Origin of the sequence: Roseateles albus, assembly GCF_028595345.1 — a bacterium.
In the GTDB taxonomy this organism is placed as follows: domain Bacteria; phylum Pseudomonadota; class Gammaproteobacteria; order Burkholderiales; family Burkholderiaceae_C; genus Paucibacter_A; species Paucibacter_A albus.
In genome coordinates, this window is the sequence record NZ_JAQQXT010000011.1 from 112,051 (window position 1) to 133,821 (window position 21,771).

A 21,771-nucleotide genomic window follows, 5' to 3' on the forward strand; every position below is an offset into this window, starting at 1 on the left:
GCGTCATTCGCCCGCCGCAGGCTCGTTGTTCTCTGTGAGCCGCTCAGGCTCCGTGGTGCGGAGGATTTCGTTCAGCACGGACGTGGCGTAATTCCCGGCGGGCAAAGAGAAGGTGAGCACCAGTTGATCGGCTAGCGGCCATTCCCATGACATGTCCATCGGCCTGGCCACCAGGGCGCGGCGCTGCTGATCCAGACCGGCGTGCTCCATGCCGTCGCACAAGGTGGCGTGGCGCTCAGCCACGCCCATTTCCAGGGCATGCGCCTCATCTGTAGTGCTCACCCGGCCCCGTCCCCAGAGTGGTCCGGTGGGCTGGCCCGCATCAGTCATCGCGTCACCGGGCAGAGTCTTGCCCCAGAGTCCCTGCTGAATGCGCAGCCCCAGCACCTCATTGAAGACAAAGGAGCGCACCGCCGACAGGTAGATGCCCTTTTTCTTCGGGTGGCGTACGCGGATTTCGCGCGCCAGCATGGCGCGGCCCTGTTCCACGTTGCCCCCGTCATGGCCGAAACGCTGAGCGCCGAAGTAGTTGGGCACGCCCTGTGAGGCAGCGGCCTGCAGATTGGCCTCGACGGCATCGCGATTGCCGGCTAGCTCGCGCAGCACGATGCGGAATCGGTTGCCCTGCAGATCACCGGGGCGCAGCTTCTTCACGTGGCGGCTCTGACTCAGCACCTTGAACTCCGGGTGCTGAAGCTGGGTCAGATCGGGCGTCTCGCCTTTCGGGAAATAGATGCTGAACCACTGACGGGTGATGGCGTAGCGGTCCTTCAGGCCGGCATAGCCCACGTCCCATTCCTGCACGCCAGCGGCCAAGGCCAGCGCTTTAGCGACGAAGGCGGTGTTGGCGCCGTTCTTTTCGATGTCCAGCCAGATGTGTTCGCCCGCACCGGAGGGCAGTTGCAGCGGCAGTTCGGTCACGATGAAATCCTCGTTGAGGCTTTTCAGGGTGGCGCTGGCGCCGCTGGCCGGATAAGCGGTGGGCCACTGCGGCAAGGTCGTGTACTGGGAAGCGTTGGTCATGAGCGGTCTGATGGCAGCAAGTGTAGAGAGGGTCGGGCTGTCTCGCCGACCAGTGGCAGGACGCTGGCAGCTGAAAACTATTGAACCTTACTTGAAAAACTAGGCGCCAAGCGCGTGGGCCGAGATCGTGGACCGTTTGCTAAACGAACACCAAGTCGGCGGCGCGGCCAGCTTGGCCAGCCTGCTCCGCACCGGGCGGGTGTTCGGCTTCGAGTCTGGCGGCAGCGCGATCGGCGCAGGCGGCCGACGTCTTCGTGCCCTATCACGCACGGTGCACCGAGGGGTTGAATCTGCGCATGTGATCCGCGCAGTGCCGAGTGCGGCTTGTTGGTGCTCAAACAAGAGCGCCTGCATCGAGGCAGGCGCGAGTCATGCAGTCAATCGTGCTGGGGCAGCGAGTTGCCGCCCCCGCTACACATCAACTCTTGCCAAAAGTTGCTTTGGCGCTGGCCACACAGTTGCTCTTGGCGTCGCCCGACATGGAGTCGCATTTTTCGATGCTGACTTTGTAGTCGGCGTCGCGCTTGGTCTGCACATCGTCCTTGACGGCGCTGTTGATCTTCTTGCTCAACTTCACGTCGGCCAGGGCCTTGGCTTCGATCGCCTTGGCTTCCTTGACGCAGACGTCCTTGTCGTTGCCGGACTTGTCATCGCACTTTTCCTTGGCGACTGCATAGGCCGATTCCGCCTTGGCGGTGATGACCTTGTTGCTGTCGCTGGTGCTGCCGGTATGGGCAAACTCAGCTTCGGCCAAGGCGACCTTTTCATGCGCTTTGGCTTCCTCGTGGCAGACGTCCTTGGCATTGCCGCTCATGGCAGCGCAAGCGGCTTTCTCGGCCTTGTAGTCGGCGTCGATGCGGGTCTTGCTGGCCTTGTAATCCGCGTTGCTGCTCAGGGCGGCTTGAGCGACCGGCAGGCAGAACAGGGCGGCCAATACGAGGGTGGCCTTGAGCTTGAATTGAGTGTTCATGAAGTTCCTTGGTGGTTGAAAAACTAAAACATCAGCGCTCTTCAAGCGAGCGCCTAGGCGTCTGGCTTGTGTAAACAGTCCAGCGCCTGCAGGCCCAGTTCGGCCTGCATCTGCGCTGCGGCAAACCAGCTCACCGCGGCCAATCCGCATGAAGCCACAAACGCCAGCGCGGTCAGCGACAACAGAATGAAATTCATGGGCAGCCTCTTGAGAAGGGGTTAGCGTGCTGGCAGTGTCAGCCTGTGCTGCACAGTGGCAAAGCGGACTACATCGCTTATCAAGGTAGTCCCCGTCCTACGTTTGCCGTTTGGCAGTTTGGGTGTTTGGGAATATCAGGTGCGCGGCTCGCCCTGCCGGTTGACGGTGACCGTCTTACCGGGTTGCGACCTCATCTGAACATGGTGGTCCTGGCCGCGGAACTGGTAGCCCACATCCCAATAGTCAGGTCGGCCACTGGCGGCATCTGTGCTGCAGCGTTGCACGTTTTGCGTGTGAGTGGACTGCGAGTCGCCGCCCATGCGCGAGCCCAGCACGGCACCACCCACGGCACCGCCGGCAGTGGCCAAATCGCGCCCTCTGCCGCCGCCCACTTGGTGGCCCAAGACACCGCCGAGCACGGCGCCGACGATTGCACCGGGTACATTGGCGTTGCTGTTCTGCTGCACTTGCTGCTGCTCGGTCCAGCAGCGCTGCTGAGCTTGGCCCATGACGGCGCGCACCGAGGTGACTTCGGCCTCATACAGGCGCTCGTTGTTGCGGCGCCGCGAGTCGTAGACCGACACCGGCGCCGGCCCATAACGCTCTTCCTCGTATTGCTGCTTGGCAGGCACCGAGCGAGCTGAAGAGATGCGGTCGTTCAGGCCCATGGCCGAAAAACTCAGGTAGTTGCCCCGACGCAGGATGACGCAGCGGCCGCCGAAGTTTTGTTGGTCGCAAACCTCCCAACGCTCGCTGCTGACGACGGCCGAGGAGGCCATGTCATTGAAACCATAGCGTTGCAGATTGTTGACCTTGTTCTGCGTCTTGAACGAGCGGCCGCTGTAGTTGTCATGCTCGTAGAAGGTGATTTGTGCGCCCGCTTGGGTCGCCAGAACCAGGCCTGCTGCGGCGGCCAGAAGTTTCAGTTTCGAACTCATCGATATCTCCAGAAGTGAGCTTTTTGTCCGTCTTGAACTTTGGTCTAATGCAAAATTTAAGCGGCATCGTCAGTGTCTGGAGATAGTTCTTCGGCGTGAAGCGGACTGGGGCTTGGGCGGATGTAGTTGCCGTCCTACAACTCCGCACAGGGCTGCATGTAGGCCTTGTCCTACATGCAGCCGCGCCGCAGCGGACTGCGGTGCGGGCGCTTTTGCTGGCACACTCGGGGTGTCCAAGAATGACTCCAGGTCAGCGGGGTTTGACAGAACCCCGCCGAGCGTTGCCCACCACAAATGATTGCTGAACGCTCGGCCCCTGATCCATCCGAACTCGCACGCGCTATGGCCAAGCTCAAGACTTACATCGTCGAAGACAGCCCGGTCATCCGCGAGAACTTGATTGCGACTTTGGAAGAGCTCGGTCCGATTGAAGTCGTTGGCACGGCCGAAGATGAAAGCTCCGCCGTGCAATGGATGAGCCACAACGCGCACAGCTTTGATCTGGCGATCGTCGATATTTTCTTGAAGCAGGGCTCAGGCATAGGCGTGCTGCGCGCCTTGGCCGCCATGCCCGGTCGCCGCACCATGGTGGTCTTGAGTAACTACGCCACCACCGAAATGCGCCGCAAATGCCTGGAGTTAGGGGCGGCGCGGGTTTTCGACAAGTCCCATGAAATCGATGATCTGCTGGACTATTGCTGCCGCTTAGCGGCCGGCGATACCGGTGCCGGTGGGCTGGGCTGAGATGCTCAGCGTCGATTCGCAGCGCGGCGGGCGCGCTCGCAGCGGCCCGCTCAAGTCACTGAATCAAGCCGTTTTTCAAGGCGTAATAGGTCAGGTCGCTGTTGGAGGCCAGATTCATTTTTTCCATCACGCGCGTTCGATAGGTGCTGACCGTCTTGACGCTGAGCGACATGCTGTCCGCCATATGGCCAATCGTCTCGCCCTTGGCCAGGCGCAAAAACACCTGCAGCTCGCGCTCGGACAAACTCTCATGCATGGGCCGGTCGCCGCCGCTGCTGAGCCCATTGGCCAGTTGTTCGGCCACGCCGGCGCTGATGTATTTGCGCCCACGCACCACGGTGCGGATGGCGCGCACGATTTCCTCGGGGTCACAGTCCTTGTTCAAGTAACCGCTGGCGCCTTGGCGCAACAAAGTGGTGGCGTAATGCGTCTCGGGAAAGCCGCTCAAGATCAAAACCGGCAGCTCGGGCGCTCGCGCCTTGATGGCGGCGAGGGCATCGACGCCGCTTTGGTCGGGCATGGAGATATCGAGCAAGATCACGTCGACCTCCCCCTTGCGCACGATTTCCATCGCCTCGCGGCCGGTGGCGGCCTCGGCCACGACCTGGAAGTCAATCTGGTCGCCGAAAAACTGGCGCAGGCCGGCTCGCACGATGGCATGGTCATCAACAATAGCAATTCGAATCATGTGTGTGACGGGGCTCCTGTGGGCCATGATCCCACGATTTCCCGCCAAGGCAGCCAATGAATTTTCTATCCGTTGCGAAGCGCAGTCCCTTGGTCTTCCCTTTGGCCTGTGCAGCGACGGTGGCGCTTATCTTTCTCAGTGAAAGCTCCTATTTCCGGGCCACGTCCAGCTTGGAGGAATTGGCCGTGATGACGAGAATCCGGATGACCACCCGCATGATGCTGGTCGGCCTGCTGGACGCTGAAACCAACCAGCGAAGCTATTTGCTGACGGCCGACAAGGCCTATCTGGAGCCCTATGAGCGCGGCCTGGCGGCGAGCAAGGAAGGCATGCGGGAACTCGGCTTGGCTTTTGTCCGTGATCCCGCCTACGTCGCGCTGCTGGCCGACACCCAACTGCACTTCGATGCCAAGCAAAACGTGCTTGCTCAGGGCATCCGTTTGACCGATGCTGGTCAGAGCGAGCAGGCGAGCTTGCTGGTCAAGAGCGGCGTCGGCAAGGACCATATGGACGAGTTTCGCGCCAATGTCGCAGAGCTGTTGCAGATTGAGACCGAGCGTACGGCTTCGGAACAAGCGTCGCTGGCTAGAACGCTGCTCATCAACCGTATCGGGCTGGCGACGCTGACTGCAGTGTGCTTGCTGGCGCTGTTTTTGTATCTGCGCCAAGCCCTGATCCTGAAACAAAGGACGCTGGATTCCAGGCGCACGTTGCAAGACGATCGTGACCAGCTCAAAGACGAGGCCGGCATCAGCACGCTGATGATGACCGAGCTGACCCAACATTTGCTGACCGCCCGCGAAGATGAGCGTGGCCGCTTGGCCCGCGATTTGCACGATGAGCTGGGCGCGCTACTGACCTCGGCCAAGCTGGACGCGGCGCGCATCAAATCGCGGCTTTCTCAGACCGCCACGGCCGTGCCCGGCGCGCCCGGGGTCAGCGAGGCCTTGGAGCGGCTGACGCATTTGGTCGGCACGCTCAACGCCAGCATCGCCCTGGGCCGCACCATCATCGAGGACTTGCGGCCGTCGACCTTGAGCAATCTGGGCCTGGTGCCAACCTTGGAAATCCTGGTGAACGAATTCACCGAAGCCACCGGCGTGCAGGCGCATTGCGATTTGCAGCCGGTCACGCTCGCCAGCAGCACCGAGATCGTCGTCTACCGGGTGATGCAAGAGGCCATCACGAACATTTCGAAATATGCCCAGGCCAGCCAGCTATGGGTCAGCATGAAGCAGGACGCAGGCTGGGTGACAGTGTCGCTGCGGGACGACGGCGTCGGCTTTGATGCCGATGAAACGTCTCGTACGGCCTACGGCTTGCTGGGCATGCGCGTGCGTATCGAGGCCGAAGGAGGGCGCTTGACGGTGATATCGCAGCCGGGTCAAGGTACTTCGATCCAACTTCAGCTGCCGGTTCAGGGCAGCACCGAGCCACCCAAGGCTTAGCCAACAAGGCCTCGTCCTACAGGCTGCAGCTGGATCGTCCGACCCCGCTTCAGCCGGGGCGCCTATCGCTTGCACGCGCAGCAGGGCAGACACTGAGAGCAAGCCGCAGCCTCAAGGCTGCGCCCCCTCAAACACCCAGCCCACCATGCGGCTCGATAGGAGTTCACCATGCTGCACTACGCCGTCGTCTTCTTCGTGATCGCCTTGATCGCCGCTCTGTTTGGCTTTGGCGGCATCGCGGCCAGTGCCGTCGGCATCGCCAAGATCTTGTTTGTGGTGTTCGCCGTGCTGGCGATTGCCAGCTTTTTGTTCGGCTTGATCTCAAAGAACTAACGCTTTAACCAAGCTCACTTGCCTCATTACACAAAGGAACCATCATGTTCGGTAGCAGCAAGACTTCAATCCCCTCCAACAGCAGCATGGATCACGCCGGCAGCGCAGCCGAGCAAGCGCTGCATGCGACCCAAGTGCTGGCACAGGAAGCGCTTGACGGCTTGGCCGGCGGCGTGCAGGAATTGCGCGACCAAGCTTCGCCAATCTTGCACCAGGCCAGCGACCGGGCGAGCAACTTCGCCCACAACACCGTCGATGCACTGCGGGACCAGTCGATGCGACTGCGCGACCAAGCGGCGCGCGCTGGTGCCAACACCACGCATTACATCCGCGCCGAGCCGGTCAAGTCGGTGTTGATGGCTGCGGCCACCGGCGCTGCGCTGATGGCCTTGGTCAGCCTGCTGAATCGCACGCGCGGCTGATCACCGTCGGCATTGCTCGAAGGCCCGCCTCATGCTGCACGCGCTGCTTCATTTGTTTTCCACACAGCCGCAAGCACTTGCCGAGCATGCGCAAGCCTATGCCGACTTGTTCGGCGATGAATTCGGGCAGGCCAAGCAGGCACTGCGGCGGCGATTTGTGCTGCATGCGGTGCTGACGTGCAGCGTCGCCCTGGGTGTTGGCCTTGGCGGCGTGGCGCTGCTGCTGTGGGCGGTGACGCCGCCGGCGCAGATCCACGCTGCATGGCTGCTCTTGTGCGTGCCATTGCCGCCGCTGGTGTTGGCGCTGTACTGCTGGCGCGCTGCGGCTGCATCGCGTAGCAGCGATGGCGCAATGTTCGTGAACTTGCGCCATCAATTGGCGAGCGACCGAGCCATGTTGGTGGGCGCCCAAGTGTCGGCAGTTGCTGCTGCGGGCGGCAAGCTATGAAGCCGCCTTCGACAGCACTGGCGCGCCTGGCTGTGTCGCGGGAGATTTTGGGCAATAGCTTGCGCGCGCGGCCTGCTGGCGAGGGCAGCGGCGGGGGCTACTTTTCAGGCTTGAAGTCATTGCCTGGGGCTGCCTTGTTATTTGAGCTGAGCAAAACTTGGTGGCGCCAGCAGCCACTGGCGGCTGCGGTCAATGCCAGCTTGCTGCCCTTGGCCCGTCGCCATCCGATCGCCCTTGTTTGTGGCGCAGCGCTGCTCGGCGGGCTGTTGGTGTGGGCGCGGCCCTGGCGCTTGGTCAAGCCGGCCTTGCTGGCGGGCTTGGCTCAACAGCTCTTGTCCAAGGCGCTCAGCGGCGCCTCCTTGGAGTCTTGTTTGGCCGCTTTTGGCGCGATGACGCAAGCATCAGCCGCGCCTGCTCAAGCAGCCCCTGCGGCTGCTCCCGAGCGCAGGCCTCACAACCAGTAAGCCCATACATTGGCAAACCACTCTTGCAGCCGCGCCGACCAAGGCCGCTGCTGCCACATCGCCCAGCTGATCTGAGTGGAGGCCAGCAGGTCGCGATCGAATTGCTTGCGCATCTGCCCGCCAAAGTCAGCACCCAGCACCACCGCGTTCAGCTCCTGGTTGTGCAAGAAGCTGCGCCAGTCGAGATTGGTCGAGCCAATGCTTGACCAGACGCCGTCTATCGACGCGGTTTTGGCGTGCATGATGGCGCCTTGGCGCTCGAAGATCTTGACCCCCGCGCGCAATAGCGGCGCGTAGCTGGCGTGACCGGCTTGCAGCACCAGCCAGGAGTCTGTCTGTCCGGGCAGTATCAGCTTGACGTCAACGCCACGCTCGGCTGCATCGCTCAGTGCCTTCAGCAATTGCGGGTCAGGAACGAAGTAGGCATTGCTCAGATGGACCGTGGTTTCGGCGCTGGCAATTGCCGACAGCAGGGTGGCGTAGATCAGGCTGAAGGGCTCATCCGGCGAGCTGCCGATCGCGCGCACCACTTCCCGGCCCATCGCCGGCAGCGGCGGGTAGTACTTTTTGCCCGCCAGTGCCGGGCCATTTTGCGCCGCCCAGCTGGCCATGAAGAGCCGCTGCAGATCGGCCACCACCGGACCCTGCAATTGCAGATCGGTGTCACGCCAGGCCAGACCAGTTTTGGCGTTAGCTTTCTTGACCGCGCGTGAGCCCGATTTGAAGGAGCCGCCTGAATAGACGCTGCTGATATTGATGCCGCCCAGGAAGGCGATGCGGCCATCCACCACCAGCAGCTTGCGGTGATCGCGCTGGTTGAGGGCCCACTCGCCATTGCTGCCCAAGGCATCGATCGGGTTGAGTGGGTTGAATTCAAGCACCTGGATGCCTGCCGCGCTCAGGCGCTCGAAGAAGGCGCTTGGCGTGGCCATGGTGCCGGCGCTGTCGTGCAGCAAATTGACCTGCACGCCCTCGGCCTGCTTGGCGATCAAGGCCTGCGCAAAACGCTGGCCGACCTCATCGTCGTCGAGGATGTAGGTTTCCATATTGATGTGATCCTGGGCTGCCAAGATCGCCGCATACATCGCTCGGTAAGTGGCTGGCCCGTCTTGCAGCAGTTGAACCGAGTTGCCGGCGCTCAAGGGGCTGCCGGTGATGGCTTCTTCCAAGGCCAGATGGCGTTCAAAAATGCCGGTTTGCTGGCCCTGGCCGCTCAGGCGCAGCAAGACCGCCTTGGCCTGTGTCGCCGACAGGGGCCCGGTGGGGCCGTTCACCTGGGGTGGTGGCCGGGCTCGGCGTGAGAGCTCGGGGGTGAGCGTGGGCAGGCCAGAGCAACAGGCCAGACTCAGCACACCAAGCAGGCCCAGCACGATGAGCGCAAGCCATGTCCAAGGTCGCCTCGCTTGCCTCATGGCCGGTGCCGCCTTCAAGGGCGCGCGCTGACGCGCCAGATCACATTGCCCACGTCATCGGCCACCAGCAAGGCACCGCGCTGATCAAGCGCCACGCCGACCGGGCGGCCAAACGCTTGGCCCGTGTCGCTGAGAAATCCAGTCAACACATCAAGCCAGGGTCCGTCCATGGCCTGCCCCTGCGCAAAGGGCACAAACACCACCTTGTAGCCGCTGTGCGGGCGCCGGTTCCAGGAGCCATGCTGGCCGATGAACATGCCTTCGGCAAACCTGGCAGGCAGGCTGTTGCCCGCCGCTGCGGCCAAGCCCAATGGCGCGGTGTGTGCGCCCAGCGCGTAGTCGGGCACTATGGCGCGCGCCACCTGCTCGGGCGCGGGCGGTTGCACCCGAGCATCCACATGCTGGCCAAAATAGCTGAAGGGCCAGCCGTAGAAGGCCGCGTCCTGGACCGAGGTGAGATAGTCAGGCACCAGATCGTTGCCGAGCTCATCACGCTCGTTGACCACGGTCCACAAGACTACTTCGCCTGAACTCCGCGTCGCCCAGGCCATGCCATTGGGGTTGCGCAAGCCGGTGGCAAAGACGCGGCTGACACCCGTCTTCAGCGTCAACTCCCAAATGGCGGCCCGGCCCAGCTCGGCGGCCATGCCGCGCTCGCCCACATTGCTGTTGGAGCCCACAGTGATGTAGAGCCGCGAACCGTCCGGGCTCACAATTAGGTTTTTGGTCCAGTGGTGGTTGATCTTGCCGGCCGGCAGGGCAAGCACCAGGCTGCCCGCACTTCGGATCTCGGTATCACCGGCCCGGTAGGGGAATTTGAGTAGCGCATCGGTATTGGCTATATACAGATCCGCGCCGATCAAGGCCATGCCGAAGGGCGAATGCAGGCCTTGCAGCAGCACGGTCCGGACATCGGCAACGCCGTCGCCATCGCTGTCCCGCAGCAGGGTGATGCGGTTGGCGCTGGGCACGCCGGCTCCGGCACGCTGCATCACCAAGCCCATCACCCAGGCCTTCAGGCTTTCGAGCGGACCCAGGTCTTTGTCCTGTTTGGGCGGCGCGTTGCTTTCGGCCACCAGCACGTCGCCATTGGGCAGTAAGAGCAGATTGCGTGGGTGCTCGAGTCCGCGCGCAAAAGCTTTTACTTGCAGGCCCGACGCTGCGACAGGCGCAGCGCCCGCAGGCCACCCAATGGCGGGTGCAATATGAACCGTTGGCACCCAGCTCGTCACCGGTTCCGGCAACAAGGGGCGCGCACCACTCCCGGCAGCCAGTGGCTGGCCGGCCAGATCGCCGCAGGCGCACAGCGCCAAAGCGCAAGTCAGGCCCAGGCCAAGCCCTGCAAGTGACCAAGCAGCCGCGCGCATACCAAGGTCTTAGATACGGCCCATGAACAGCAAGATCACGATGATCAGCACCACGAAGCCCAGGCCGCCGCTGGGCCCGTAACCCCAGCCGCGGCTGTGTGGCCAGCTAGGAAAGGAGCCGATCAACATCAAAATCAAAACGATCAAAAGTATCGTGCCTAAGCTCATGGTGTTCTCCTGAAGGGTGAGGGGAAGTAAGGGGAGGGGGTCAGTTCTGCGCGCCGGATGCAGGCGGCGTGACCACGATCACCGTGTTGCCGCCGGTCTTGCCCGTGGCTCCCTGTGCACCTTGGTCGCCGGTATAGCCCGTATTGCCTTGGTTGCCGGTATTGCCTTGCGCACCGCTGGCGCCCTGTGGGCCGGTGGCGCCTGTTGGGCCGGCAGGGCCGGGCACCGGCGTGGCGGCGGGCGGCATATTGACGACGGTCGGCTTCTCGCAGGCCGCAAGGCCCAGAGACATCAACAGCGAGGCAATCAAGAGTGAGTTCTTCATGGCATTCCTTAAGGCTTGTTTTAGATAGAGAAGAGCTGCAGCCTAAGCTTGCAGCGCCGGGGACTCCGTGCGTTAGCGAACACAGTGGCCTAGTCTTTTTCGCTCATTGCCAGGCATAGCCTTGCGCCGCATGCAGGCTCCAACTGCCGTCGCCCGGCAAGGCCAGCACCTGGGTGTGGTGGCGCAGCAGGCTGGCGTGATGGCTGACGCTGATTGGCGTGATGCTCAGATCGGCCAACTGGCCGTAGAGTTGCGCCTCGTTGGCGGCATCGAGCGCGCTGGTCGATTCGTCCAGCAGCAAGTAGCGCGGCTTGGCGAGCAAGGCGCGGGCAAAGGCCAGGCGCTGCTGCTCGCCGACCGACAGCACGCGGCCCCAGTCGGCCTCAGCGCTGAGCCCGCCAAAGCGGTCGGCCAGCAGTGGCAGGTTGACGCGCTCCAGCCAGCGCAGCAACTCGGAGTCGGAAATGGCGCGCTCAAACTGCGGGTAGATCAGCTGATCGCGCAGATTGCCCAGCGGCAAATAGGGCTGCTGGGGCAGGAACAGCATGTCCGCTCCGGCCGGGCGCAGCACCTGGCCCGAGCCGGTCGTCCACAGGCCGGCGATGACGCGCAAGAGTGAGCTCTTGCCCGAGCCGCTGGCGCCGGCGATCAACAGCCCCTCGCCCGGCTTGACGCTCAGGGCCAGGCTCTGGATCAGCAAATGCTCGCGGTTAGGGGTCAGCACCGTCAACTTGTCGACGCTCAGTCCAAAGGCGGGTTGGGTGATGATTTGCTGCACGCCATCGTCGGGGCTGCGCTGCAAGGCTTCGGACTGCTGATCCAGCGCGGCGGCGAAGGCGTGCAGGCGGTCGACGCCGGCCGAGAAGCGGCTCAAGCTTTCGAAGTGGTCGACGATCACGGTCAATGCGCTCAGGATGGCCACAAAGGCGCCGGCCGCCTGGATCGCCCGGCCCACCTCAAGCTCGCCGGCCAAGACCTCGTGCGCAATGATCACGATAGGCAGCACGGCGGTCAGAAAACTGTGTGCGTACTGGAATAGATTGAGTTTGAACTGCCAGCGCAGCACCTTCAGAAAGTTGCCATACAGCGCCTCGAAAACGCGCTGCAAGGCGGCCATCTCGCGTGCTTCGCCGTCGTGAAAGGCGATTGGCTCGGCATGCTCTCGCACCCGCACCAGGTTGTAGCGAAAGTCGGCCTCGCGCTGCAGTTGGCGAAAGTTCAGCGCGATCAAACGCCGGCCGAACACCGAGCCGGCAAACCAGGTGCTGACGATGGCGTAGCCCACCAAGAAGTAAACCAAACCTTGCGAGATAGCCCACAGCACGCTGGCAAAGGCGATCAGCTGCATCACCGAGCCGATCACGATCATCGAGAAATACAGCGACTGCTGCGTGAAGGCGTTGATGTCTTCGGCGATGCGTTGGTCCGGGTTGTCGATGCCGGAGGCCGCGGTCAGGCGGTAATAGGCGCGCTGGTCAAAGTAGCGCGCAAGAAAATGGTCGGTCAACCAGCGCCGCCAGCGCAGGCCCAGGGTGTCGCGTACATAAAAATACAAGGCATAGATGGGCACGGCGCCAACCAGAATCGCGGTGTAGCGCCCAATCGCGCTCCAAAAGCGCTCGGCGTCGCGCGCCGCCAGCGCCGAGGTGAACTCGCCCGTTTCGTGATTGAACAAGACGTTGAAGGCGGTCTGCCCAAGCAGCAAGACGATCAAGAGCGCCAGCAGGCTGGCTGCCCGCCAGCGCTGCTCGCTGCGCCAATAGGGCCGCGCGATGGCTAAGAAGCGGCGCCACAGTCGAGCGTTGAAACCAGGTGCGGCGTCGCTTTGCATGGTCGCTTGGGCGCCGCTTCAGTTCATTAAAGTGTCGCCATGTGGATGGGTGCCATAAAAAGCATGGATGCCTAGCGCCCATTCGGAATCGGCCATATTCGGCCACTTGTCCTTGTCAAAGCCGGGTGCGCCTTCCAGGCGCGTCTTGTCGATATTGAGCGTGAAGCGCTTGTTCACGGTGTCGAGCGTGAGGGCGCTCCAGGGCACGGCAAAAAGCTTCTCGCCCAGGCTCAGAAAGCCGCCAAAGGACAGTACGGCGTAGCTGATGCGGCCGCTGCTGACGTCCAGCATGATTTCTTTGATGTCGCCCAGGTCCTCGCCCTCTTGGTTGCAGACGTCATTGCCAATCAAGGTGTTGGCGCCCATCAGGCGGGGGCCGGGGCCTTGATGAATTTCGGGGTCGAAGCCGCCGATGCCCTGCGTGTTGAGGTCGGTGCCTGTACCGTTATTTGTGCGGTAGATGCCGTAGGTGTCGCGTTCTTCGTAGTTCATCTGATACTCCATGTGGGTAACTCATTAGGGGTTCAACTCAAGCGCCGCAACGAGAAAAACAACGCCTTGCCGCTAAGTTAGGGCAAGTGCAGCGCTGGCACTGTGCGCCAGCGCACGGACGCTGCGCCGGCCTGCTCGCAGGATGAGCTCAGCTCCACCGAAAGGTGCTGCCCCAAGCCATACACAGGAGTTGCCATGAGTCAGAAAGCACGCATCACGGGCCTCGTCGAATACCGAGAAGGCGACGGCGCCAACATCACGATACGCAAAGGTCCATGCGAGGTCGAAGAGTCAACACTTGATGTGACCATCAGCTGGACCGACGCTGATTCGCACGGCAGCGCCGCCCTGCCGCTGGGTGACTACAAGCGCTATGTGGCCAGCAAAGCCATTCAAATTGACGCAGCACCTGCTGGCTAAGACCGGCACGAGGCTCAAGAAACGGGAGTTCATATGACCAAGATCAGAACCGGCCAAGCCCCATTGCCGCTGACGCGCGCGCAGTTCAGCGAGCGCTTCAAGGGGCGTTTCTACGACCCCGCTTTCGACGGCGAATATGCGGCCATCGCCCGGCTGGAGGAGATCGCGTGGGCGGCATTGCAAGACGGCCGCAAGGCGCCCATCACCCAGGCGGCCGGCCGCAACTTCGCCGATCCGAGCTACCAGATCTCGGTGCAGTGGTTGGACACCCAGCAGCGCCTGCAAGCGGCGCAAAAGCGTTGGAGCGACAGCAAAGCGCCGGGCCGGCTGCTGCTGATCTGCGGCAGCGCGCGCAATGACGGCACTTGCCCCGGCGAGGTCTCAAAAACCTGGCGCCTGACCGGCATGGTGCAAGACGTGGTCGAACAGGCCGGGCTGCAGGCTGACGTGCTGGACCTGAGCCTGGTGACGTCCGAGTACGGTCGCACGATCCACCCCTGCAAGGGTTGCGTGTCGAGCGCGATGCCGCTCTGCCATTGGCCTTGCAGCTGCTACCCCAACCACGCGCTAGACCAGGCCGACGACTGGATGGCCGAAATATACGAACGCTGGGTGGCGGCCCATGGGGTCATCATCCTGGCGCCGACCTATTGGTACCAGTCGCCCAGCCCGCTCAAGCTGATGATTGACCGCATGGTTTCGGCCGATGGCGGCAACCCCGACCCGACCACCACCCATGGCAAGCGTGTCGCCGAAGCCAAGCGCATCGAGCAGCAAGGCTGGAGCTATCCCAAGCATCTGGCCGGCCGAGCCTATGGCGTGGTCGTGCATGGCGATGTGGCCGGCATTGAGGATCATCGGCGCAGCCTATGTGATTGGCTGGAATGGATGGGACTGATAGGCAGCGGCCCCAGCGCCAAGCTGGATCGCTATATCGGCTATTTCGAGCCCTACTACAACAGCCATGAGGCGCTGGACCGGGACAAGGCGGTGCAAGAGGAGGCGCGCAATGTGGCCCGCACCGTCGTGCAGGCCGTCAAGCAGCTGCGCGCCGGGCAGCTGGCTCAGCCCGATCAACGCACCAGCAAGCCGCGCCCCAAGTGAGGGGTCTTGGCTTGTTGCCCTGCTGCGCTCAGGCGCTGGCCTCGGGGTCGCCCGGGATATGCGTGGGCATAGCGCCTTGATCGGGTTGGACGGGCAAATCGCCGGGCTCGACGGGCTCGGCGGGCAAGTCAAGGGGCTCGAAGTTGGGCGGCAAGTCGGCCGGTGGCTGAGGGGGCATTGTGTTGGTATCCATCATGAATTCCTTCTGGGCTGGTTTGAGTTGGGTCGTAGGCCGGCTGGGGCTTAGTCGCGGCGCGGGCCGCTGGATGCTTTGGGCGGTGTCGGCGGAGCGGAGTGGTCGTTGGCTTGACCCGGCATCGGCATTGCGCTGGATTCCTGCGCCCGGCTCATACTGCCGTTGAAGCGGCCCGCAGTGGGTTCGGGCTTGGTGGCCGTGGCGGGCGCGCCCGTGACGCCCATTGCGCCCATTGCGCCGAGTACGGTATCGGCCGCCGGCACCGACGGGTTCGATACGCCGCTTGCGCTCTGCGCGACTAACTCGCTACTTGCGGGCCGAATTTGCGGCTCGGCTGGCCTGAGCGGCACGGGCGGCGTTCTTTCACAAGCGCACAGCAGCAGGGCCAGGAGGCCTAGACCGGTCAGCTTCAACGGGTGATGCATGGAGTTCCTTTCGTCTGGCGTGTAGTGGCAGCTGGTTTGCAGCCTTCGATAGCTTTATAGGGTCACCCGAGTGCCGACGTCTGTGGTGTAGCGAACAGACCGGCGATCTGCCGGCTCGCAAGCTGTGAGCAACGAGCCCCCGATTCGCCCGGCCTCACTTAGCATTTGTCCAATGGAGTACCCCATGCACCGACTCACCCCACCCGAATGGCCCGCAGGCCTTGCTACTGCTGGCGAGGCTCTTCTCTCGTTCAGCCGCCAATGAGGGCCGCACCATGAGCAGTCTCACCACCGTCGAGCAAGTGCCGACCTCCTTTGGTGCCTTCAAACCCGTGGGCTGGCTGATGGTCGGCCTGCCGACACAGGCGCTCGCCGAAAGCTTGAGCAAAGCCTTGCAGGCCGCTGAATGGCCCAGCGCTGCCGTGCTGCATTTCGCTCCCAGCGACACCGAGGTGGAACTGGAAGCGATGGCTGACAAGGCCGGCGCCATGGCCGGCTTTGGCTATGAAATCACCCTGCTTCGCCGCTACGTCAAACTGAGCAAGGAAGGCTACCGCTGGCTCTTGGTCAAGGTGAAGAGCGCCGAGCACGCGGCTGAGGCTGCCGCCATCGCACGCAGTTGCGATGCGACTGTGGCCGTGCATTACCGCAGGCTGACGGTTGAAGAGTTGTTGTAGTCAGTCTCGCCAATGTTTTGGTTTCGGTCATGAGCTGGATGAAAACATACCCAGGCCGGCCTCTTCCGTTTGAAAGGATTCACCATGAATGACCCCGAACTCAAGCCGGAGGCGACGCGCAGCGTGGCCCAGCCAGCGGTCAGCGCCATCCAGGCGGTCGCCCGTTCGCGTCTGTTGACCGTGCCTGTTGACGCCCATCTGGTCAACGTGGCCGCGCTGCTGTCGAGCGCTCAGATCAGTGTGGTGGTGGTGTGCAGCGAGACCGGCGAAGTGCTGGGCATCATTACCGAAACCATGTTGGTCAAGCAGCTCGGCATGGGGCGGGCCGATTTCTTCAGCACGCGCGCAGATGCCGTGATGACGCGAGACATCAGGTCTTGTGGGCTGCAGGATTTGCTGCCCGATGTCCTGACCATGATGCACAAACAGGGCTTGATCCATGTCTTGCTGGTCGACGCAGACAACAGGCCACTTGGCGTGGTGAATATGCGCGACGGGCTGCGCGCGCTGCTGCAGGCAGGCAACCATGAGGAGGAGCTGCTGCGCAGTTATGTGATGGGAATCGGCTACCAATGAAAGAGCAGCTGGTCTTTGAATAAGTCCTTACTGACGCGGTGCCAACATCTGGGTCGGATCGACCCAGATGTCGAAGTCTTCTGCTGTGACGCTGCCCAGTGCGAAGGCCGCTGCACGCAGCGTCGACCCGCTTTGATGGGCTTGTTTGGCGATAGCCGCCGCTTGGTCGTAGCCGATATGCGGGACCAAGGCGGTCACCAGCATCAGCGAGGATTGCAGCAAACCCTCGATGCGCTCAGGGTTGGCTTCCAGGCCCTGCACGCAATGCTGGGTGAAGCTGCGCATCGCGTCGCTGAGCAGGCTCAGGCTGTCCAGGCAGTTCAGGATGAGCAAGGGCTTGTAGACATTCAACTCGAACTGCCCCTGCGAGGAGGCGAAGCCAATCGCCGCGTCATGGCCCATCACCTGGGCGCAGACCATGGTCAGCGCTTCGATCTGCGTGGGGTTGACTTTGCCCGGCATGATGGAGCTGCCCGGCTCGTTGGCCGGCAGCAGCAACTCGCCCAGGCCGGCGCGCGGGCCGCTGCCCATCAGGCGGATGTCGCCGCCAATCTTGGTCAAGGCGATGGCCAGCATCTTCAGCCCGGCATGCAGGCCGACCAAGGCCTCATGGCCGGCCATCGCAGCGAAAAGATTGCTGGCCTGCGTCAGCGGCAGCCCCGTTTGCTGAGCGAGCAACAGGGCTACCCTTGGACCGAACTCCGCATGGGTGTTCAGCCCGGTGCCGACCGCCGTGCCGCCAATCGCCAGCCGATGCACCGCTTGCAGCGCATAACGCAGATGGCCCTCGCACAGCTGCAGCTGCGTGGCATAGCCTCCAAACTCCTGGCCCAGCGTCACCGGCGTTGCGTCTTGCAAATGGGTGCGGCCAATCTTGATCAGCCCGGCCCAGGCATCGGATTTGTTCAACAGCGCCGCCTGCAGTTCGCTCAGCGCCGGCAGCAGGCGCTGTTTGGCCTGCAGAGCCAGCGCGAGGTGCATGGCGCTGGGGAAAACATCATTGGAGGATTGGCCGAGATTGACATGGTCGTTCGGGTGGATGGAGCGCTGCTCGCCCAAGCCGCCGCCCAAGGCTTGCGAGGCCAGATTGGCGATCACCTCGTTGACATTCATATGGCTTTGCGTGCCCGAGCCGGTTTGCCAGACGGACAGCGGGAACTGCCCGTCATGCACGCCGCTGACCACCTCACGCGCGGCCGCCGCGATCGCCTGCGCCTCGACCGCGTCCAGCAGGCCCAGATCCCGGTTGACCAGGGCTGCCGCCCATTTGATCCAGGCCAGCGCATGGATCAATGCCAGCGGCATGCGCTGGCCTTCTTGTTGGCCGATATTGAAGAACAGCAGGCTGCGCGCGGTCTGGGCACCCCAGAGCGCGTCGGCCGGCACTTCCAATGTGCCGAAGCTATCGGTTTCGCTGCGGGTCGGCCTCATCGCGTAGCTCCGGGCTTCACTGCAGAATCGCGCCGGGCGCTTGAGCATCGGCTTGAATGAAATCGTTCAAGGCCTGCAGGTCGGGAATCTGAATCATGCGCCGGCCCTTTTCGGTGAAACAGATCACGCGCGCGCGGGCCAGGCTCGACAGCGCGCGGCTGACCGACTCCAAGGTCATGCCCAGGTAGTTGCCGATCTCGGCGCGCGACATGCGCAAGATGATCTGGTCATTGCGCAGCCCTCTGGCGGCCAAGGATTCGGCCCATTGGCGCAAGAACTCGGCGACCCGCGCCGCCACCGGCAGCGTGCAAACAGACAGCAGGGCATCCCGCCCGCGCGTGATGGCGCGGCTCATCTCGCTGTGCAGCTCATGCAGCAACTGAGGCTCTGCGGCGGCCGCGCTCAGCAGCTGGTCATAGCGCCAAGCCCAGATTTCGCCGATCTCCAGCGCCTGCGCCGTGCAGCCGTAGCAGCCCGTGGCAATGCCGTCAAACCCTAGCCAGTCGCCCCGAAACAGCAGGCCGACGACTTGGTTGCGGCCGTCGGCGGCCGTGTTGACGACCTTCACATAGCCCGAATTGATCACATAGAGATGATTGAAGGGCTGACCGGCTTCAAAGATCAGATCGCCCGCATGCACCAGCCGGCGACGCACTGGCAGGTGCTTCAGCAGCAAGCTCAACACCCGGGCAATTTCGTCGCTTCTGGCGCCGGCGCCCTTGTCGCGCGGGTAAATGGCCTGCGCGCCGCTCAGCCCGGCTGTGCCCGGCTCAGCCTTGAGCAGGCGCGGGCGCGCGTCGATCATGAGTGCTTCTTGTGCCTTGTGCATGGCTTTTTCCTGGGCTGCGTGGGCTGCGTGGGCTGCGTGGGGTGTCCAGGGTGAAGACTAGGTCTGCGGGCAGGCGCCGTCTGTGCGCTACGTTACATAGCGCGGCTATTCGCTTGCCCGCGATGGGACTGTCAGCTCCCCAGCAATTCGCCAATCGGCTGCAGCGGGTCGACCCGGTCGCAGATGGCCTTGACCACGGTCAGCACGGGTACACCCAGCAGCAAGCCCCACAAGCCCCAGAGCCAAGCGAACAAGAGCAGGCCGACGAAGATCGCCACCGGGTTCATCCTGGCGGCTCGGCTCATCAGCCAGGGCGAGAGCAAATTGCCCGAGAGCATATGGATGGTCATCACCGTCACGCCCACCGCCAAAGCCATATCGACCGCGCCGAACTGCACAAAGCCGACGAGGCTGGCCGTCACGGCCAAGATGATGGCGCCGATATAGGGAATGAAATCGAGCCCAAAGGCCAGCAGGCCCCAAACCCCCGCGTACTCCATGCCAAGCCAGCTGAACGAAATCCAGACCGCCAGCCCGGCCACGACGCTGGTGAAGAGCTGTACCAGCAAATAACGCTGTATTTGCCCGTTGACCTCGTTGAGCGCTTGCATCATGACACGCCGCCTGGCAAAGCTGGGTCCGGCGATTTTGACCATCTTGCGCCGAAAAGTCTGGCCTGACACCAGCAAGAAGAAGGTGATGAAGCTCACCACCAACGCTTGGCCCAGGCTGGCCGCCAGCCCCAAGGTGCCGCTCCAGAGATAGTCCTGCAGATTGAATTGCGGCCGCTCGATACGCACGCGCGTGACGCCGCGGCCGGGGGCCGGCGCAGGCGGGCCGCTTTGCTGCGCGGCCTGCTCGATCTCCGCCGCCGCCCTTTGCACCTTGCCGATGGTGGACTCATCCGGGCTGCGGTGCGCGCGCACGGCGCTCTGCACTTTCTTCGACACCTCCGGCAGCGACTCCAGCAGCTGCACGGCGTCATCGCTGAACTTGTAGGCGGTCCAGACCAGGCTGCCGCCTAGGCTCAGCAGCAGCAAGGCGGCGCCGAGCACGCGCGGCAGGTGGCAGCGGCGTTGCAGCCCGTCGACCATGGGCGTTAAGGCATAGCTGAACATCAGGCCCAAGGTCAGCGGCACCAGCACCGAGCTGGCCCAGCGCAAGGCGAACAGCAAGGCCAGCGCGGCCAGGATGACCAGTGAGGTATTGCCGGCGTTGGCGGGGATGTGCAGGCGCGGCTTGGGCGTCCGGGGCATTTCAGTCATGCTTGTTTTGTATTTTGGGGATGGGAAGTCGCTCGAATTCGGCGATCACCTGCGCGCCCAGCAAGAGCAAGCTAGCCGCCAGCTCCAGGCTCAGCAGCACGGCGATGGCCGTGGTCAGCGAGCCATAGACCAGGCCGATCTGCGCCAGCGTGCTGAAGTACCAGACCAGCAGCCGGCGCGAGACCTCCCACAAGCAGGCCGCCACCACCGCGCCGAACAGCGCATGCTTGAGCGACAGCCGGCCCACCGGCATCACCATATAGATCGAGGTCAGCACCGCCACCTCACCGATCAGGCCCAGCAGATAGAGCAGGGCGGTGGCGGGCCGGCCAAGCGACCAGTCGTGGCCCAGCAGTTCGATCTCGCCCTCGCCCATGGCCTGCAGGCTGCCCGTCATCAAGGTGACGAGCAGCAGGCCTAAGCCCAGGCAGAGGATGTAGGCGTAGGGAATCAGCGCCGAAATCATCCAGCGCCGCCGCCGCACCACCACGCGGTGCAAAAAGATCACCGACATCGCACTCTCCAGCACGGTGAAGGCGAGCGAGCTGGAGAACAGCATGGTCAACAGTAGCGCCCAGCCAATGACTTGCCTGTGGTCCAGAAAATGCGCCAGCTCGCCGACCAACGCCGGCGCCTGCCCCGGCACCAACCACTCGAGATAACGGCCCAAGGTGAGCAGCAGCTCTGCTTCGTTGATCACCTGCGACAGCGCGATCACCAGCAGGATCAGCATGGGCACCAGCGACAGCAGCGCGTAATAGGCCACCGCGCCGGCCAGCAACAGGCCCTGGTTGCGATGAAAATTGCGCAAGGCCCTGAGACCGAAAGCGGCGGGGTGCCGCAGCACCATCAACAGGCGCGGATCGACGGTTTGCATGAACCGGGGGAGCTTGGTGCCGCCCGCCAAGGCCTAGCGCTTGCTGCCAAACACCAGCAAGACGGCGCCCAGCAGGATGGCGCCCAAACCGGCCCAGACCGGCACATTGACCGAATGGGTTTCGTCCACCGTCAGGGCAATCGGCCCCAGCTTGACGGGCTGGCTGCGCTCGGTATAGCTGAAACCCCCATAACCCAGGCCCAAGAGCCCCGCCACTATCAGCGCCAGGGCGCCCAGTTTGATTGTGTTCATCGCTGCATTGCCTTTTTTGAAAAGTTTTGGGACTCGTTGGCCTGCAGATTAGGGGGCGCAGGGGCGGCTGTCCGTGCGCCAGCACACAGACGGCGGCGACCCGACGGCCCAGGCTGAGCATGTCTTTCAACCTAAGAAGAGGCTACCCATATGATTTCAATCCAAGGCTTGACCCGGACTACCCTTAGCGCGGCTTTGCTGCTTGCGCTCGGCGCCTGTGCCGGCATGTCCGAACATGACAAAAGCATGGTGATTGGCGCCGGCATCGGCGCGGCCGGTGGCGCGGTCTTGACCGGCGGCAGCGCGGCGGCTACGGTTGGCGGTGCGGTCGTCGGCGGCGTTATCGGCCACGAGATCGAAAAGGACAAGAAGAAGGAAAAGTAGACGTAGAAGTAACAGGGCAAGCGAACGGAGCCAGGGCCGGAGCCGGGTCCGGGTCCTGGCCCGG

29 protein-coding genes are annotated in these 21,771 nt (G+C 63.1%); 11 read left to right on the forward strand and 18 right to left on the reverse strand.

Features of this window, described 5'->3' with window-relative positions; all coding sequences use genetic code 11:
• Positions 1–3 precede the first annotated feature (3 nt).
• The 4 genes from truD to PRZ03_RS17400 all read right to left on the reverse strand — a co-directional run bounded on the left by truD (position 4) and on the right by PRZ03_RS17400 (position 3,129).
• Positions 4–1,023 carry a tRNA pseudouridine(13) synthase TruD gene (truD, locus tag PRZ03_RS17385; RefSeq protein WP_273601495.1) on the reverse strand — a complete coding sequence of 340 codons (1,020 nt, stop codon included), beginning with the start codon at positions 1,021–1,023 and terminating at the stop codon, positions 4–6.
• A 418-nt stretch (positions 1,024–1,441) separates the two neighbouring features.
• The gene (locus tag PRZ03_RS17390) at positions 1,442–1,993 is read right to left on the reverse strand and encodes a hypothetical protein (protein WP_263534862.1); all 552 of its coding nucleotides are present in this window, start codon (positions 1,991–1,993) and stop codon (positions 1,442–1,444) included.
• A gap of 53 nt (positions 1,994–2,046) precedes the next feature.
• Positions 2,047–2,190, reverse strand: a complete 144-nt coding sequence (locus PRZ03_RS17395) for a hypothetical protein (protein ID WP_263534861.1) — start codon at positions 2,188–2,190, stop codon at positions 2,047–2,049.
• A gap of 135 nt (positions 2,191–2,325) precedes the next feature.
• A complete protein-coding gene (locus tag PRZ03_RS17400; RefSeq protein ID WP_273601496.1) occupies positions 2,326–3,129 on the reverse strand; it encodes a beta/gamma crystallin-related protein in 804 nt (267 codons plus the stop codon).
• A 342-nt stretch (positions 3,130–3,471) separates the two neighbouring features.
• Between PRZ03_RS17400 and PRZ03_RS17405 the strand changes: the two genes are divergently transcribed.
• A complete protein-coding gene (locus PRZ03_RS17405; protein WP_263534860.1) occupies positions 3,472–3,873 on the forward strand; it encodes a response regulator transcription factor in 402 nt (133 codons plus the stop codon).
• Positions 3,874–3,928: 55 nt separating this feature from the next.
• On the opposite strand, the gene PRZ03_RS17410 is transcribed toward PRZ03_RS17405, so the two are convergent.
• Complete coding sequence (locus PRZ03_RS17410) at positions 3,929–4,561, reverse strand: response regulator (protein ID WP_273601497.1); 633 nt, start codon at positions 4,559–4,561, stop codon at positions 3,929–3,931.
• A gap of 56 nt (positions 4,562–4,617) precedes the next feature.
• Between PRZ03_RS17410 and PRZ03_RS17415 the strand changes: the two genes are divergently transcribed.
• The 5 genes from PRZ03_RS17415 (at position 4,618) to PRZ03_RS17435 (ending at position 7,676) form a co-directional block, all read left to right on the forward strand.
• A complete protein-coding gene (locus PRZ03_RS17415; protein ID WP_273601498.1) occupies positions 4,618–6,009 on the forward strand; it encodes a CHASE3 domain-containing protein in 1,392 nt (463 codons plus the stop codon).
• Positions 6,010–6,177: 168 nt separating this feature from the next.
• Positions 6,178–6,342, forward strand: a complete 165-nt coding sequence (locus PRZ03_RS17420; protein ID WP_263534857.1) for a DUF1328 domain-containing protein — start codon at positions 6,178–6,180, stop codon at positions 6,340–6,342.
• Positions 6,343–6,386: 44 nt separating this feature from the next.
• Complete coding sequence (locus tag PRZ03_RS17425) at positions 6,387–6,764, forward strand: hypothetical protein (RefSeq protein WP_273601500.1); 378 nt, start codon at positions 6,387–6,389, stop codon at positions 6,762–6,764.
• 31 nt (positions 6,765–6,795) lie between these two features.
• Positions 6,796–7,212, forward strand: coding sequence for a hypothetical protein (locus PRZ03_RS17430; protein ID WP_273601502.1), 417 nt, complete (start codon positions 6,796–6,798; stop codon positions 7,210–7,212).
• The gene (locus PRZ03_RS17435; protein ID WP_273601503.1) at positions 7,209–7,676 is read left to right on the forward strand and encodes a hypothetical protein; all 468 of its coding nucleotides are present in this window, start codon (positions 7,209–7,211) and stop codon (positions 7,674–7,676) included. The genes PRZ03_RS17430 and PRZ03_RS17435 overlap by 4 nt, the downstream gene beginning before the upstream one ends.
• On the opposite strand, the gene PRZ03_RS17440 is transcribed toward PRZ03_RS17435, so the two are convergent.
• The 6 genes from PRZ03_RS17440 to PRZ03_RS17465 form a co-directional block, all read right to left on the reverse strand.
• On the reverse strand, positions 7,664–8,950 hold the full coding sequence (locus PRZ03_RS17440) for a phospholipase D-like domain-containing protein (RefSeq protein ID WP_273601504.1): 1,287 nt from the start codon (positions 8,948–8,950) through the stop codon (positions 7,664–7,666). The two genes, PRZ03_RS17435 and PRZ03_RS17440, sit on opposite strands and share 13 nt — an antisense overlap.
• 152 nt (positions 8,951–9,102) lie before the next feature.
• Positions 9,103–10,455, reverse strand: a complete 1,353-nt coding sequence (locus PRZ03_RS17445; protein WP_273601506.1) for a PQQ-dependent sugar dehydrogenase — start codon at positions 10,453–10,455, stop codon at positions 9,103–9,105.
• 9 nt (positions 10,456–10,464) lie between these two features.
• Positions 10,465–10,623 (reverse strand): DUF3309 domain-containing protein, encoded by a 159-nt coding sequence (locus tag PRZ03_RS17450; protein WP_263534851.1) that lies wholly within the window; start codon positions 10,621–10,623, stop codon positions 10,465–10,467.
• A 40-nt stretch (positions 10,624–10,663) separates the two neighbouring features.
• Positions 10,664–10,948, reverse strand: a complete 285-nt coding sequence (locus PRZ03_RS17455; RefSeq protein WP_273601507.1) for a hypothetical protein — start codon at positions 10,946–10,948, stop codon at positions 10,664–10,666.
• Between the two features lie 103 nt (positions 10,949–11,051).
• Positions 11,052–12,779, reverse strand: coding sequence for an ABC transporter ATP-binding protein/permease (locus tag PRZ03_RS17460; protein WP_273601508.1), 1,728 nt, complete (start codon positions 12,777–12,779; stop codon positions 11,052–11,054).
• 18 nt (positions 12,780–12,797) lie between these two features.
• Complete coding sequence (locus PRZ03_RS17465; RefSeq protein ID WP_263534848.1) at positions 12,798–13,271, reverse strand: PRC-barrel domain-containing protein; 474 nt, start codon at positions 13,269–13,271, stop codon at positions 12,798–12,800.
• A 195-nt stretch (positions 13,272–13,466) separates the two neighbouring features.
• On the opposite strand from PRZ03_RS17465, the gene PRZ03_RS17470 reads away from it, so the two are divergent.
• A complete protein-coding gene (locus PRZ03_RS17470; RefSeq protein ID WP_273601509.1) occupies positions 13,467–13,691 on the forward strand; it encodes a hypothetical protein in 225 nt (74 codons plus the stop codon).
• Positions 13,692–13,724: 33 nt separating this feature from the next.
• On the forward strand, positions 13,725–14,795 hold the full coding sequence (locus PRZ03_RS17475) for a flavodoxin family protein (RefSeq protein ID WP_263534846.1): 1,071 nt from the start codon (positions 13,725–13,727) through the stop codon (positions 14,793–14,795).
• Positions 14,796–14,823: 28 nt separating this feature from the next.
• On the opposite strand, the gene PRZ03_RS17480 is transcribed toward PRZ03_RS17475, so the two are convergent.
• Together PRZ03_RS17480 and PRZ03_RS17485 are read right to left on the reverse strand one after the other, a co-directional pair.
• Entirely contained in the window at positions 14,824–14,973 is a 150-nt protein-coding gene (locus tag PRZ03_RS17480; protein ID WP_273601510.1) for a hypothetical protein, read from the reverse strand.
• Positions 14,974–15,038: 65 nt separating this feature from the next.
• Positions 15,039–15,416 (reverse strand): hypothetical protein, encoded by a 378-nt coding sequence (locus PRZ03_RS17485; protein WP_273601511.1) that lies wholly within the window; start codon positions 15,414–15,416, stop codon positions 15,039–15,041.
• A gap of 275 nt (positions 15,417–15,691) precedes the next feature.
• On the opposite strand from PRZ03_RS17485, the gene PRZ03_RS17490 reads away from it, so the two are divergent.
• Complete coding sequence (locus PRZ03_RS17490; protein WP_273601512.1) at positions 15,692–16,093, forward strand: hypothetical protein; 402 nt, start codon at positions 15,692–15,694, stop codon at positions 16,091–16,093.
• Positions 16,094–16,177: 84 nt separating this feature from the next.
• Positions 16,178–16,669 carry a CBS domain-containing protein gene (locus PRZ03_RS17495; protein WP_273601513.1) on the forward strand — a complete coding sequence of 164 codons (492 nt, stop codon included), beginning with the start codon at positions 16,178–16,180 and terminating at the stop codon, positions 16,667–16,669.
• A 27-nt stretch (positions 16,670–16,696) separates the two neighbouring features.
• Here PRZ03_RS17495 and fumC read toward each other — a convergent pair whose 3' ends face one another.
• The 5 genes from fumC to PRZ03_RS17520 all read right to left on the reverse strand — a co-directional run bounded on the left by fumC (position 16,697) and on the right by PRZ03_RS17520 (position 21,323).
• Positions 16,697–18,100, reverse strand: a complete 1,404-nt coding sequence (gene fumC / locus PRZ03_RS17500) for a class II fumarate hydratase (protein ID WP_273601514.1) — start codon at positions 18,098–18,100, stop codon at positions 16,697–16,699.
• 16 nt (positions 18,101–18,116) lie between these two features.
• Positions 18,117–18,929: a Crp/Fnr family transcriptional regulator gene (locus PRZ03_RS17505; protein WP_273601515.1), complete on the reverse strand. Its 813-nt coding sequence runs from the start codon at positions 18,927–18,929 to the stop codon at positions 18,117–18,119.
• Between the two features lie 131 nt (positions 18,930–19,060).
• Positions 19,061–20,194, reverse strand: coding sequence for an AI-2E family transporter (locus PRZ03_RS17510; protein ID WP_273601516.1), 1,134 nt, complete (start codon positions 20,192–20,194; stop codon positions 19,061–19,063).
• The gene (locus tag PRZ03_RS17515; RefSeq protein ID WP_273601517.1) at positions 20,187–21,071 is read right to left on the reverse strand and encodes a YihY/virulence factor BrkB family protein; all 885 of its coding nucleotides are present in this window, start codon (positions 21,069–21,071) and stop codon (positions 20,187–20,189) included. Before PRZ03_RS17515 ends, PRZ03_RS17510 begins: the two co-directional genes overlap by 8 nt.
• A gap of 33 nt (positions 21,072–21,104) precedes the next feature.
• Entirely contained in the window at positions 21,105–21,323 is a 219-nt protein-coding gene (locus PRZ03_RS17520) for a hypothetical protein (RefSeq protein ID WP_263534837.1), read from the reverse strand.
• Positions 21,324–21,473: 150 nt separating this feature from the next.
• On the opposite strand from PRZ03_RS17520, the gene PRZ03_RS17525 reads away from it, so the two are divergent.
• The gene (locus tag PRZ03_RS17525) at positions 21,474–21,707 is read left to right on the forward strand and encodes a glycine zipper 2TM domain-containing protein (protein ID WP_263534836.1); all 234 of its coding nucleotides are present in this window, start codon (positions 21,474–21,476) and stop codon (positions 21,705–21,707) included.
• Positions 21,708–21,771: the final 64 nt, after the last annotated feature.

Excerpts from the sequence above, each read along its gene's own strand:
- fumC (WP_273601514.1), bottom strand. The coding sequence starts at position 18,100 with ATGAGGCCGACCCGCAGCGAAACCGATAGCTTCGGCACATTGGAAGTG.
- PRZ03_RS17455 (WP_273601507.1), bottom strand. The coding sequence starts at position 10,948 with ATGAAGAACTCACTCTTGATTGCCTCGCTGTTGATGTCTCTGGGCCTT.
- truD (WP_273601495.1), bottom strand. The coding sequence starts at position 1,023 with ATGACCAACGCTTCCCAGTACACGACCTTGCCGCAGTGGCCCACCGCT.
- PRZ03_RS17480 (WP_273601510.1), bottom strand. The coding sequence starts at position 14,973 with ATGCCCCCTCAGCCACCGGCCGACTTGCCGCCCAACTTCGAGCCCCTT.
- PRZ03_RS17505 (WP_273601515.1), bottom strand. The coding sequence starts at position 18,929 with ATGCACAAGGCACAAGAAGCACTCATGATCGACGCGCGCCCGCGCCTG.
- PRZ03_RS17445 (WP_273601506.1), bottom strand. The coding sequence starts at position 10,455 with ATGCGCGCGGCTGCTTGGTCACTTGCAGGGCTTGGCCTGGGCCTGACT.
- PRZ03_RS17425 (WP_273601500.1), top strand. The coding sequence starts at position 6,387 with ATGTTCGGTAGCAGCAAGACTTCAATCCCCTCCAACAGCAGCATGGAT.
- PRZ03_RS17460 (WP_273601508.1), bottom strand. The coding sequence starts at position 12,779 with ATGCAAAGCGACGCCGCACCTGGTTTCAACGCTCGACTGTGGCGCCGC.
- PRZ03_RS17465 (WP_263534848.1), bottom strand. The coding sequence starts at position 13,271 with ATGAACTACGAAGAACGCGACACCTACGGCATCTACCGCACAAATAAC.
- PRZ03_RS17495 (WP_273601513.1), top strand. The coding sequence starts at position 16,178 with ATGAATGACCCCGAACTCAAGCCGGAGGCGACGCGCAGCGTGGCCCAG.
- PRZ03_RS17410 (WP_273601497.1), bottom strand. The coding sequence starts at position 4,561 with ATGATTCGAATTGCTATTGTTGATGACCATGCCATCGTGCGAGCCGGC.
- PRZ03_RS17475 (WP_263534846.1), top strand. The coding sequence starts at position 13,725 with ATGACCAAGATCAGAACCGGCCAAGCCCCATTGCCGCTGACGCGCGCG.
- PRZ03_RS17525 (WP_263534836.1), top strand. The coding sequence starts at position 21,474 with ATGATTTCAATCCAAGGCTTGACCCGGACTACCCTTAGCGCGGCTTTG.
- PRZ03_RS17405 (WP_263534860.1), top strand. The coding sequence starts at position 3,472 with ATGGCCAAGCTCAAGACTTACATCGTCGAAGACAGCCCGGTCATCCGC.
- PRZ03_RS17485 (WP_273601511.1), bottom strand. The coding sequence starts at position 15,416 with ATGCATCACCCGTTGAAGCTGACCGGTCTAGGCCTCCTGGCCCTGCTG.
- PRZ03_RS17415 (WP_273601498.1), top strand. The coding sequence starts at position 4,618 with ATGAATTTTCTATCCGTTGCGAAGCGCAGTCCCTTGGTCTTCCCTTTG.
- PRZ03_RS17515 (WP_273601517.1), bottom strand. The coding sequence starts at position 21,071 with ATGCAAACCGTCGATCCGCGCCTGTTGATGGTGCTGCGGCACCCCGCC.
- PRZ03_RS17450 (WP_263534851.1), bottom strand. The coding sequence starts at position 10,623 with ATGAGCTTAGGCACGATACTTTTGATCGTTTTGATTTTGATGTTGATC.
- PRZ03_RS17400 (WP_273601496.1), bottom strand. The coding sequence starts at position 3,129 with ATGAGTTCGAAACTGAAACTTCTGGCCGCCGCAGCAGGCCTGGTTCTG.
- PRZ03_RS17470 (WP_273601509.1), top strand. The coding sequence starts at position 13,467 with ATGAGTCAGAAAGCACGCATCACGGGCCTCGTCGAATACCGAGAAGGC.
- PRZ03_RS17490 (WP_273601512.1), top strand. The coding sequence starts at position 15,692 with ATGAGCAGTCTCACCACCGTCGAGCAAGTGCCGACCTCCTTTGGTGCC.
- PRZ03_RS17420 (WP_263534857.1), top strand. The coding sequence starts at position 6,178 with ATGCTGCACTACGCCGTCGTCTTCTTCGTGATCGCCTTGATCGCCGCT.
- PRZ03_RS17520 (WP_263534837.1), bottom strand. The coding sequence starts at position 21,323 with ATGAACACAATCAAACTGGGCGCCCTGGCGCTGATAGTGGCGGGGCTC.
- PRZ03_RS17435 (WP_273601503.1), top strand. The coding sequence starts at position 7,209 with ATGAAGCCGCCTTCGACAGCACTGGCGCGCCTGGCTGTGTCGCGGGAG.
- PRZ03_RS17395 (WP_263534861.1), bottom strand. The coding sequence starts at position 2,190 with ATGAATTTCATTCTGTTGTCGCTGACCGCGCTGGCGTTTGTGGCTTCA.
- PRZ03_RS17390 (WP_263534862.1), bottom strand. The coding sequence starts at position 1,993 with ATGAACACTCAATTCAAGCTCAAGGCCACCCTCGTATTGGCCGCCCTG.
- PRZ03_RS17430 (WP_273601502.1), top strand. The coding sequence starts at position 6,796 with ATGCTGCACGCGCTGCTTCATTTGTTTTCCACACAGCCGCAAGCACTT.
- PRZ03_RS17510 (WP_273601516.1), bottom strand. The coding sequence starts at position 20,194 with ATGACTGAAATGCCCCGGACGCCCAAGCCGCGCCTGCACATCCCCGCC.